Annotated in this window: 9 protein-coding genes; 1 reads left to right on the top strand and 8 read right to left on the bottom strand. The window is 70.1% G+C overall.

Annotated features, from left to right (window positions below; all coding sequences use genetic code 11):
• Nucleotides 1-41: 41 nt before the first annotated feature.
• The 8 genes from K318_RS21720 to dnaA all read right to left on the bottom strand — a co-directional run bounded on the left by K318_RS21720 (nt 42) and on the right by dnaA (nt 10,304).
• Nucleotides 42-1,793: a helix-turn-helix domain-containing protein gene (locus K318_RS21720; RefSeq protein WP_051297971.1), complete on the bottom strand. Its 1,752-nt coding sequence runs from the start codon at nt 1,791-1,793 to the stop codon at nt 42-44.
• A gap of 43 nt (nt 1,794-1,836) precedes the next feature.
• Entirely contained in the window at nt 1,837-2,991 is a 1,155-nt protein-coding gene (locus tag K318_RS0112615) for a cystathionine gamma-synthase (RefSeq protein WP_029089744.1), read from the bottom strand.
• On the bottom strand, nt 2,988-3,992 hold the full coding sequence (locus tag K318_RS21715) for a PLP-dependent cysteine synthase family protein (RefSeq protein WP_035281897.1): 1,005 nt from the start codon (nt 3,990-3,992) through the stop codon (nt 2,988-2,990). The genes K318_RS0112615 and K318_RS21715 overlap by 4 nt, the downstream gene beginning before the upstream one ends.
• A 40-nt stretch (nt 3,993-4,032) precedes the next feature.
• Nucleotides 4,033-4,737 (bottom strand): M50 family metallopeptidase, encoded by a 705-nt coding sequence (locus K318_RS21710; protein ID WP_051297970.1) that lies wholly within the window; start codon nt 4,735-4,737, stop codon nt 4,033-4,035.
• Between the two features lie 216 nt (nt 4,738-4,953).
• On the bottom strand, nt 4,954-5,511 hold the full coding sequence (locus K318_RS0112600; RefSeq protein ID WP_029089743.1) for a DciA family protein: 558 nt from the start codon (nt 5,509-5,511) through the stop codon (nt 4,954-4,956).
• Between the two features lie 32 nt (nt 5,512-5,543).
• Nucleotides 5,544-6,689, bottom strand: coding sequence for a DNA replication/repair protein RecF (recF, locus tag K318_RS0112595; RefSeq protein ID WP_029089742.1), 1,146 nt, complete (start codon nt 6,687-6,689; stop codon nt 5,544-5,546).
• A gap of 57 nt (nt 6,690-6,746) precedes the next feature.
• A complete protein-coding gene (gene dnaN, locus K318_RS0112590) occupies nt 6,747-7,889 on the bottom strand; it encodes a DNA polymerase III subunit beta (RefSeq protein WP_245579900.1) in 1,143 nt (380 codons plus the stop codon).
• 582 nt (nt 7,890-8,471) lie between these two features.
• Nucleotides 8,472-10,304, bottom strand: a complete 1,833-nt coding sequence (gene dnaA / locus K318_RS0112585) for a chromosomal replication initiator protein DnaA (protein WP_051297969.1) — start codon at nt 10,302-10,304, stop codon at nt 8,472-8,474.
• A gap of 576 nt (nt 10,305-10,880) precedes the next feature.
• On the opposite strand from dnaA, the gene rpmH reads away from it, so the two are divergent.
• Nucleotides 10,881-11,018 (top strand): 50S ribosomal protein L34, encoded by a 138-nt coding sequence (gene rpmH / locus K318_RS0112580; RefSeq protein ID WP_029089739.1) that lies wholly within the window; start codon nt 10,881-10,883, stop codon nt 11,016-11,018.
• The last annotated feature ends 15 nt before the right edge of the window (nt 11,019-11,033 follow it).

The raw sequence follows: 11,033 nt of genomic DNA, 5'->3' as shown, positions 1-11,033 counted from the left end.
ATGTGACTCCTCCCATGGCCGCTTCTGCGGGTCGCCGGGGCTCAGTCGTCTCCGTCCACCAGATCGCGGAGGCGGAGGGCGAGATGGACCTGCAGCGATGCCTCGCCCACTCGCCAGTCACTGCCGAGCAGTTGGTCGATGCGCGCCAGACGCTGGTACAGGGTGTTGACGTGGATCATGAGCGCCTCGGCGAGAGCGCCCGTCTGCCCGCCCGTGTCGAAGTGCGCGCGCACCGTGTCGAGCAGTCTGCTCCCGCGGACGGCGTCGTACTCCATGAGCGGACCGAGCGTCTCGGCGACGAAATCGTCGATCTGCGCCCGACCGACCTCGCTGAACAGGAGCGCGTACAGGCCGATGTCCTCCGGCGCGGCTCCGTGGGACCACCGGCCGGTCATCGCGAGGACCTTCGCGCAGGTGCGGGAGCGGGAGATCGCGCGCGCCGCCTCGTGCAGGGACGCGTGCGGGCCGTCCCCGCCCACCGCCGCGGACACCCGGAACCTCTGATCCAGTGCGCGGGCGATCCCGTCCGCAGTCTCCGAAGCGCTCTCGCCGCTGACGAGGAGGACGGTCTCGCCCGCCTGCACCCGGGCCAGGCCCCCGCGCTCGTTCGCGAGCTGAACCGCGGCATCCAGCCGGTCCGCCGCACCCGGACGACTCCCCTCCACCGCGACCACGGCGACGTACGGGGGCGGGGAGAGCACGATCCCGGCGGATTCCGCCCGGCTCCGCACCCAGTCCGCATCGGCGCGCGCGGAGATGAGCTCCGAGATGAGTTCGCCCATGACCCGCTTCCGCGCCTCCTCGTCCGCACGCGTGTGGAGGATCATGAGCGCCGTCACCATGGCGGCGCGCTCGAATGAGCGGACATCGGTCGGTGCGAGCTCCGGCCCCTGGTACAGCACGTATCCCAGCCTGCGGGAACCTGCTCGGACCGCCGCGAGGCGGCGCACCTCGGCTTCGCCCTCATCCGCCGGCAGCTGGGCGGAACCGCGCTCGTCGAGATCCGCACACACCTCCAGCTCGTCCTGCCCGGGGAGGCGGACCCCCTCCCCGGCAGGGGTCAGCAGGCCGCCCTCGCCGGAGAGAACGACGACGACGCCTCCCAGGAAGTCGCCCGCGGCTGCCGCGAGCTCGCCGAGCGGCACGCCGGCCGCCATCAGACCCATCAGCCGCTCGTGGAACTCGGAGGCGCGCTCGAGCGCCCTGTTCTGCTCGGCGAACTCCTCGCTCGCCGTCCTCCACCGGGCGAGCACCTGCTGGGTCTGCTCGTGCATCTCGGCATTGTCGAGCGCGATGGCGGCGTGGTCGGCCAGCGAGGCCAGGAGCGCCACCTCCCGGTGGGAGTACGCACGGCTCTCCCGATCCGCTGCGAACAGCACCCCGATGACGCGTCTGCCGACGGTGAGGGGCACGCCCAGGAGCGACCGCAGGCTCTCCGCGCGAACGATCTCGCCGATCTTCGGTGCGAACCGCTCATCGGAGCGGTAGTCCTCGGTCCACTGCGGCATGCCCGTGCTCGCCACGAGCCCGGCGAGGCCCTCGCCGTAGTCCACGCGGATGCCGAGGAACCCCTGGGTCTGGATGCCTGAGGACACGCGCATGTGTGCCGTCCGGCGCTCGTCGTCCAGCAGCATCAGATATGCGACGTCGCTGAAGAGCAGCTGGCGGGCGCGCTGCACGATCGCGCCGAGCACATCGTCCACGTGATGGAGGGACGACAGCTCGCCTGCGGTCTCGAGGAGCGCCTCGAGCTCGCTCGTGCGCTGCTGGGAGCCGCTGTCGGCCGAGCTCATGGCCGCATCCGTGCGCCGCCCGCCGGAGTCCGGACCGCCGAGCTCACACCCGCCTGAGCGCCTGGGCGAGGTCTGCGAGCAGGTCCTCGGCGGTCTCGATGCCCACCGACAGGCGCACGACCTCCTCGGGCACCGCGAGCTCCGTCCCGCGCACGGAGGCGTGCGTCATGGCGTCCGGGTAGTTCACCAGCGACTCGACTCCGCCCAGCGACTCCGCGAGCGTGAAGAGCTCCAGGCTCTCCGCGAAGCGCCGCGCCTGCTCACCCGTGGGCAGTGCGAGCGACACCATGCCGCCGAAGCCGCGCATCTGCCTCGCGGCGACCGCATGGCCGGGGTGGCTCTCGAGGCCCGGGTAGTAGACGGCGGCGACCCCGTCCTGCTCGCCCAGGAACCCCGCGACGAGCCCCGCGTTCCGGCTGTGCCGCTCCATGCGGATGCCGAGCGTCTTGAGCCCGCGGCTCGTGAGCCAGGCGTCGTGCGGACCGCTGACGGCGCCGGCGGCGAACTGCTGGAACTTCACCTGCTCGTGCAGCTCCTCGTCGTTCAGCACGACGGCCCCGCCCACCACATCGGAGTGTCCGCCCAGGTACTTCGTCGTCGAGTGGACCACCACATCCGCACCGAGGGCCAGCGGCTGCTGCAGCGCGGGGGAGGCGAAGGTGTTGTCCACCACGACCGTGGACCCCGCGGCATGGCCGATCTCCGCGAGCGCGGCGATGTCGCTGATGCGCATGAGCGGGTTGGAGGGCGTCTCGATCCACAGCATCGCGGCCGGCTCCGCTGCGAGCGCCGCGCGCACGGCCTCGGTGTCCGTGATGTCCACGATCCGCAGCTTCACGCCCCAGGGAGCGAGCACGCGCGAGACCAGCCGGTAGGTGCCGCCGTAGACGTCATCGCCCATGAGGACGGTGTCGCCGGGGCGGAGGGCGGCCCGCAGGAGGGCGTCCTCGGCGGCGAGGCCCGAGGCGAAGGACAGCCCGAACCTCCCGCCCTCCAGGGCGGCGAGCTGCTCCTGCAGGGCATCCCGGGTGGGATTGCCGCTGCGACCGTACTCATAGCCGTTCCGCAGGCCGCCGATCCCGTCCTGGGCATACGTCGAGGACAGGTGCAGGGGAGGGATGACCGCGCCCGTCGTGGGGTCGTGGTCCTGCCCCGCGCGGATCGCGAGGGTGTCGAAGCCCGTGGGGTTCTCGTTCACTGTGCGTCTCCTCCGTGTGCGTCGGTGCCTTCGTCCCCAGCGAGGTGTCCGCGCTCATGCATCCACGCATCGTCGAAGACCTTCCCCAGATAGCCGCGGCCCGTGTCCGGCAGCAGGACCACGACGACGGCCTCGGCGGGCAGCGCGCGAGCGGTCCTCAGCGCGCCGACGACGGCCATCCCGCTCGATCCGCCCACCAGCAGTCCTTCCTCGCGGGCGAGCCTGCGGGTCATGGCGAATGCCTCGGCGTCCGAGACCGTCTCGAACGCGTCCGGGATGTCCCGGTCGTACGCGTCCGGATAGAAGTCCATGCCTACGCCCTCGATGTCGTAGGCGCCGTGCTCGCCGTCCTCACCCGCCGAGTAGAGGGAGCCCTCCGGATCCGCGACCACCACCTGCACCGCTCCGCCCGAGACCTCCTTGAGATACCGGCCGGCACCGCTCATGGTCCCGCCCGTGCCCGCACCCGCGACGAAGTGCGTGACGCGGCCGTCCGTGTCCCGCCAGATCTCCGGGCCCGTCGTCTCGTAGTGGCTGCGCGGGCCGTGCGGGTTCGAGAACTGATCCGGCACGAACGCCCCGGGGATCTCAGCCGCCAGGCGGGCGGCCACGGAGAAGTAGGAATCCGGGTGGTCGGCGGGCACGGCTGCCGGGGTGACGACCACCTCGGCCCCGTAGGCCCGCAGCACCGCCTGCCGGTCCGCGGCGACCTTGTCCGAGCACACGAAGATGCACCGGTACCCGCGCTGCTGTGCCGCGAGCGCCAGGCCGATCCCCGTGTTGCCGCTGGTGGGCTCCACGATGATGCCGCCCGGACGCAGCTGGCCGGCGGCCTCGGCGGCATCCAGGATGTTCACGGCGATCCGGTCCTTGACGGAGCCGCCGGGATTGAAGAACTCGACCTTGGCGAGCACCGTCGCGGCGATCCCCTCCGTCACCCGGTTCAGCCGGACGAGCGGGGTGTTGCCGATCAGGTCGGTCACACTGTTCGCAAAGCGCATGTGTCTCCTCGTTGGGGTGCGCATCCGAGTCTATGCCGGATCATGCCCGCAGGGCCCACACGAGGAGGCCCACAGGAGCGAGGGAGAGCAGCCAGAACACCGCGAGCCAGACGAAGGCGGGGATCGGCGTCCGCTGTGCGAGCGCCTGCGCGTCCGAACCGTGGCCCCTGCCTGTGGCGTGCAGGCGCGAGACATTGGCGATCGCACGCACGCCGCCGGCCCACAGGAACATGCCCGTCGCCAGCACCGCACCCGTGACGAGGACGTCCGTGCCGCGCATCAGCAGGAGCACTCCCGCGGCCAGCGTCGCCAGTGTGACCGCCCAGGTCAGCACGCCCCGCATGAACAGCAGTGCGGCGAGCATCGCCGCGAGCATGACGCCGAGCGCGGCGCCCGCCCAGCCGGCGGCAGCTGCACAGGCTACGGCCGCCCCCACCAGCGAGGGTGTCGGATAGCCCCAGAAGCTGGTCCACGCGACGGTGTCCGCATGGCCGGTGGAGGTCGTGAGCCCCGAGTGGTCGCGGTTCACCCGGATGCGCATGCCCGTGCGCCCGCGGACCATGCCCGCGAAGGCGTGCCCCAGCTCGTGCACCACCGTCACCCACACCCCCGCGATCCGCCACACCGGATGGGGGATCACGAGGGCTGCGGCGAGGACCGCTGCGACGATGAGGGTCCGCGCGTCCGGATGCGGAGCGGCCTGGGACACCGCCGACCAGAGCGTGGGGAGGAGAGCATCGGGCATCGTCCCAGTGTGCCCGGCTCAGCTGAGACGCGCCTTCGCGTCTCCTCGCCGCACCGCAGAACTCGCGACACAGCCCGTGCCTCGCCTATCGGTGACTTCACCCCTCGCCGCACCGGTGCCCTACAGCTGCCAGCCCGCGCCTCACCCAGCCGTAACGCTACCCCTCGCCGCACCGCAGAACTCGCCGCACGGCCCGCGCCTCGCCTATCGGCGACTTCACCCCCAGGTATCCCGGGGGCCCCGGCCTTTGACGCTTCGGCGGCCGCGGGTGAATCGGCGCTGCTCCGGACCCCGGATCTCGATGTCCTCGACCACGCGTCTGCCCATCTCGCGCTCGAGCTTGTCCAGCAGGCCCTCGCGGAGGATCTTCAGCTGTGTGGCCCACGTGGTCGAGCTCGTCCGCACCACGAGCACCGGCGGCTCGAACTTCTCCACGGTGCAGTGGGCGGCGACGTCCCCGCCCACCAGCTCCTCCCACCGCTCCGTCAGCTGGGCGACGTCCAGGCTCGACGTCCACCCGCGCTTCTGCACGAGTCGCGAGAACATGCCGGCCAGCGGCCGCGGGTCCCGGGGATCGGCACCCGCGGCCGTGTACGCGACCTCGCCCAGGCCTCGGGCGCGAGCGGCGCCGAGGCCTGGGCCCGCGTCCTCCCGTCTGGGCCCCGCCCACCGGCTGCCCGGCCGAGGTTCGTGATCGGCCATCCGCCTGACGCGATCGAGTGCCTCCAGCGCCGCCGAGGACAGGGGCGCGCGCGTCCTGTCGGCCGCACCCATCTCTCCCGAAACCTCTGTGCTGCCGGGATCACTCACAGCGGCCTCGCGATCCCGGTGAGATCGACGACCGCACCGGTGAGCTCCTCGGGCACCTCAGATCCCACCGCAGCCGTGATGAGCACCTGCTCCGCCTGAGCGACCGTCTGGGCCAACCGTGCGCGCCTGCCCGAGTCCAGCTCGGCGAACACATCGTCGAGGACGAGGATCGGCTGGTCGTCCGGGTCTCCTGAGTCCTCACGCAGCAGATCCCAGCCGGCGAGCTGCAGCGCGAGCGCGAGCGACCAGCTCTCCCCGTGGGAGGCATAGCCCTTCGCGGGCGCACCCCCGATCCCCAGCAGCACGTCGTCGCGCTGCGGGCCCACGAGGGTGAGCCCACGGTCGATCTCCTTCCGGCGCCGCGAGGCCAGTGCCTCCAGGACCACCTCGGTGGTGCGTTCCCGCGCGTCCTCGCCTGAGAAGTCCACGGAGCCGTAGTCGATGCGCGAGGAGTACTCGGCTGCGGCGGAGCGCCTCGACTCCCGCGCATCGGCGGCGAGCTGGGAGAAATGGCCGGCGATGTGCTTCTCGAGGTCCCCCAGCAGACGGCGGCGGCCCGTGACCAGAGCTGCGGCGGCCTCGGCGAAGGCCCTGTCCCAGATGTCGAGGGTGCCCTCCAGCCCGGGATCGGGCCTCTGCCTGAGGTTCTTGAGCAGTGCGTTGCGCTGACGCAGCGCCCGGTCCGCATCCGCGAGCACCCCGGCATAGCGCGGGCTGCGGGCCACGAGGAGGGAGTCGAGCCAGTCCCGGCGCTCACCGGGATCGCCCTTGACGAGCCCGAGATCCTCAGGAGCGAAGACGACGCAGGGAACGAGGCCCAGGATCTCCCGCACCCGCACACCGGTCCGGTTGATCCGGGCGCGGTTGGCCCCCTTCGCCCGGATCGTCACCTCCGCGGTCACATGCCTCCGGCCGCGGTGGGCCCGCGCGGAGACCACCGCCTCCTCGCAGCCCGCACGGACGAGCGGCAGATCCTGGGAGACCCTGTGGGAGCGCAGCCGCGAGAGGTACCCGATGCTCTCGACCAGGTTCGTCTTGCCCCATCCGTTGGGGGCGACGAAGGCGGTGACGCCCGGTTCGAGGTCGAGGTCCAGGGCGTCGTAGGAGCGGAAGTCGCGCAGCGCGAGTCTGCTCACCCACACGTGGCTCGGCCCTCCTCCCGTTCGACGGCCGGCCGAGGCGGCCGGGTCAGCACGACATCAGAAGCGGATGATGGGCATGAGCAGGTAGCGGTACGAGTCGTCGTGCTCGCCCGTGGGCTCCTCCTGGCCGGTGATGACGACGGACTTCTTGGGTTCGGTCATCGAGAAGCGCACGTACTGGTGGCCCATCTGCGCCAGCCCCTCCGAGATGAAGACGGGGTTGAAGCCCGTCGTGATGTCGCCGCCCGTGATCTCAGCGGGCAGGGACTCGGAGGCCTGGGCGTCGTCGCCGGCACCGGCCCGGAGGGTGAGCGCACCCTCGGCGAACTCGAAGCGGATGGGGGTGTTGCGCTCGGCCACGAGCGCCACGCGGCGCACCGCCTCGCGCAGCGCGGCCGTCTCGATCACGGCGGTGATGGGCGCATCCTTGGGGAACAGCGAGCGGACCTTCGGGTAATCGCCCTCGACGAGCAGCGAGGTCGTCTCCCTGCCGTTGGAGCTGAACGCGAGCATCTCCTTGCCGCCGGTCTCCGAGAGCGAGATGCGGATGTCCCCGCCCATCGACTTCGCCGCGTCCGCGAGGGTCCTGCCGCGGATGAGGGCGGCGCGGGAGATGTCGGGGCTCGCAGGGTTCCAGGTGAATTCGCGGACGGCCAGCCGGTAGCGGTCCGTCGCGAGCAGGGACACCTTGTCGCCCTCGATCTCGACGCGGACGGAGGTGAGGATCGGAACGGTGTCGTCCTTGCTCGTCGCGATCGCCACCTGGCCCACGGCGTGCTGGAACGCGGAGGAGGCGAGCGTGCCGGTGGGCTCGGGCACCACGGGCAGCGCGGGGTACTCGTCCACCGGCATCGTCATGAGGGAGAACCGGGAGGAGCCGCAGGAGAGGTCCACCTTGCCCCCGTTCAGCTCGAGGGTGACGGGCTGATTGGGCAGAGCCTTGGCGATGTCGGCGAGCAGACGGCCGGAGACCAGGAACGTGCCGGGCGCCTCGACCTCGGCGGCGATCTCGGTGCGGGAGGAGACCTCGTAGTCGAAGACGGAGAGCCTCACCGTGCCATCGGACTCCGCGGCGATGAGCACACCGGTGAGCACGGGAACGGAGGGACGCTGCGGGAGAGCCTTCGTGGTCCAGGTGACCGCTTCGGCGAGGACATCGCGCTCGACTCGGAACTTCACTTGTTCGGCTGCTGCGTTCACGACTCTCCTGGGCGTAGTGGGCCGATGGGCAGGAAAGAACTCTACCGCACGGAAGGAACCCGATGCATGGTCTGCGGACCCCTTATCGGCGTGTTCCGTTGACTTGGTCTGCCATTCGTGCCAGACCGACGATCGGCCGTCCGGACCTCCTCGCGCAGCGCTGCGCGAGGAGGTCTCTCGGAAAGTCCCACTCGCTCCCACCCCGTGTCCTGGCGTTCGAATACGCGGACATGCCGATGTGCATGGATGCACAGCCGGATTATTGCGCTTCTCGCACCTCGTGCATCAATCCGTCGCAGTGCGCGGTCACTCTTTCGCGGGCGCCTTCGTATTCATAGTTCATAGAAGTAGCCACTGTGGAAGCTGTGGACAGAGGCCTGCTTCCCAGCATTCCCTAGGCATGCGCAGTCCGCGACCCCGTGCACGAAGTGTGCATCCGCATGCTGCCGCCGGTGGACGCCTGTGCATGCGGGGGAGCTATGCCCACAGGCGTGCACAGGCCGATGCGGTTCCGTCCCCCATTCCATCCACCTCCTCTCCCGGGTTGCCCACAGGTTTGTCCACAGCTGTGAATTGTTCAGTTCAGAGTCGATGCTGCTGTTTGATGCGGTTCGTGAGTTCGGTGACCTGGGTGTAGAGCGTCCGCCGCTCGGCCATCTGCGTTCGAATCTTCTTGTTCGCGTGCATGACGGTGGTGTGGTCGCGTCCGCCGAACTCCTGGCCGATCTTGGGCAGCGACAGCTCCGTGAGCTCGCGGCAGAGGTACATCGCGATCTGCCGGGCGGTGGTCAGCGTCCGCGAGCGGCTCGTGCCCTGGAGATCCTCGAGCGACAGGTCGAAGTACGCCGCGGTCTGCCCCATGATGTCGGCGGCCGTGATCTCCGGGGTGTCGTCCTGCGTGATGAAGTCCTTGAGCACGGTCTCGGCCAGGCCCACGTCGATGACCTGGTCGTTGAGGTTCGCGAAGGCCGTCACGCGGATGAGAGCGCCCTCGAGCTCGCGGATGTTCGAGGAGACGCGGCTCGCGATGTACTCGAGGACTTCATTGGGGACGTCGAGCTTCTCGGAGAACGCCTTGTTCCGCAGGATCGCGAAGCGCGTCTCGAGGTCCGGCGGCTGGACGTCCGTGAGGAGGCCCCACTCGAACCGGGAGCGCAGGCGCTCTTCGAAGCCCTTGAGCATCTTGGGCGGCTGGTCGGACGTGATGACGACCTGCTTGTCCTCGTTGTGCAGCGCGTTGAACGTGTGGAAGAACTCCTCGACCGTCGCGTCCTTGCCCTGGAGGAACTGGATGTCGTCGATCATGAGGATGTCGACCTCGCGGTACCTCCGCTGGAACGCGGGCCGCAGGGTGTTCGACGTCGTCTGCGAGCCCACCGTGTTGATGAAGTCGTTGACGAATTCCTCGCTGGAGACGTAGCGGACGCTGATCTTGGGGTAGAGCTGCTGGGAGTAGTGCCCGATCGCGTGGAGCAGGTGCGTCTTGCCCAGTCCCGAGTCTCCGTAGATGAAGAGCGGGTTGTAGGCCTTGGCCGGGGACTCCGCGACTGCGAAGGCGGCCGCGTGCGCGAAGCGGTTCGACGCACCGACGACGAACGCATCGAACGTGTACTTGGGATTGAGCAGGCTCGTGGACGACTCCCCGTCGGGGCCGTGCGGTGCGGGCGTCCCGGTGTGGGAGAAGGCCGGAGCCGGCCGGCCGGAACGGGACCTGTCGGCGTCCTGTCCTCGCATCCCCGGGGCGTCCCCGGTCGGAGGTGCAGCAGGCCCTCCCCGTCCCGCGGCGGCCTGCTGCGCCGCGGCCTGCAGGGCAGTGGTGTCCGCAGGGGTGAAGCGTCCGGCTGCGGCACCGCGGTCGTGCTCGAGCGCGGTGCTGTGCTCTGCGCTGCGGTGGACGCCCTCGGCTGCCTCCTCGTATGTGTGAGCGGGGCTGCTGCCGCGTCCGACCTGTGCTGCGAGGTCCGCATAGGTGCTGTCCTGCCGGCCGCCGGCCTGCTGAGGACCGTCCTCGGGAGCATGGTCCTCCGGACCTGCGATGTGGGTCCGACTCATCCCGGTGGAGTCCTCGTGGACGTCCGAGGCCGGCGCATGCGCGGCGGCGCTGTGCTGAGCCCCGGAGGGGACGGTCTCGGCCTCCGGCTGGATGTGGGCGGTCCCCACTGCGATCGCGAAGCTGACGCTGTGACCCACGATCCTCGTGATCTCGCGGGTGAGGGGCTCGCGCAGATTGTTCTCGAGGTTGCGTCGGTGGAGTTCGGACGGCACCGCGAGCACCACGATGGAGTCCCCGATCATCCCCTTGGGCACGGCTCCGGCGAGGAAGCCCTTGTGATGCGCGGAGATGTCCGGGTCGTTGAGCAGGTTCGTGAGGACCGTCGTCCAGATCTGCCCTAGGTCGTCGTGCGCGGTGTCCACCGTGGTCTGTCCTCCCGAAGCCTGTCCGTCCACACCACCTGTGCGTGCGCGCCGCCCACAGGTGTGGACAGCGCAGTGGATGGCGTCCACACAGTTTTCCACAGAATGTGCAGACTGACGAAGCCGTCCCCGGATTCATCCACATCTGTGGGCAACCGTGTGGAAATCACATGTGTGTTCTTTGTGGACGGACTTGTTCACGCCATGTGTGCATAACCTTCCGGATGCGCTGTGGACGCCTGTGGGCCAGCTCCGCCAGGCCGCGGTCCGCAGGCTCATCGGACCGCCCGTGACGGCGCGGTTCCACCGCCGCCGGTCCGCTGTCCGCGGAGGAGTCCGCTGCTGTGCGCGGCGCCTCGTGCGGGCGGGTGGGGCCTCCGGTTTGACCGGTGACAGTGCCCGCCCCTACGATTGAGTGTCCTGTGTTGTGGGCCAGTACTCCGGTGTGTGCGAACTTCCCCGTGTTTCCCTCGACGCAGGCATGGAGTGCCGAGGCCGTCTCGGCGTCGCTCCCACCTGAACAGCGGAACCGCGCCCGCTGGCGCTCCGCGCCCGCGAAGACCGTAGGAGTAAGAAGTGAGCAAGCACACCTTCCAGCCGAACAACCGCAAGCGCGCCAAGACGCACGGCTTCCGCCTGCGCATGCGCACCCGCGCCGGCCGCGCGATCCTCGCATCGCGCCGCCGCAAGGGCCGTCGCGCCCTCTCCGCCTGAGCGGCGGACCACAGA

It is taken from the genome of Brevibacterium album DSM 18261 (genome assembly GCF_000426445.1).
Classification (GTDB): Bacteria; Actinomycetota; Actinomycetes; order Actinomycetales; family Brevibacteriaceae; genus Brevibacterium; species Brevibacterium album.
This window is presented reverse-complemented; position numbering and strand designations above follow the sequence as displayed.

Bases quoted from the DNA above. Each gene is read 5' to 3' on its own strand.
- K318_RS21720 (WP_051297971.1), bottom strand. From the start codon at position 1,793: ATGAGCTCGGCCGACAGCGGCTCCCAGCAGCGCACGAGCGAGCTCGAG.
- K318_RS21715 (WP_035281897.1), bottom strand. From the start codon at position 3,992: ATGCGCTTTGCGAACAGTGTGACCGACCTGATCGGCAACACCCCGCTC.
- K318_RS21710 (WP_051297970.1), bottom strand. From the start codon at position 4,737: ATGCCCGATGCTCTCCTCCCCACGCTCTGGTCGGCGGTGTCCCAGGCC.
- K318_RS0112600 (WP_029089743.1), bottom strand. From the start codon at position 5,511: ATGGGTGCGGCCGACAGGACGCGCGCGCCCCTGTCCTCGGCGGCGCTG.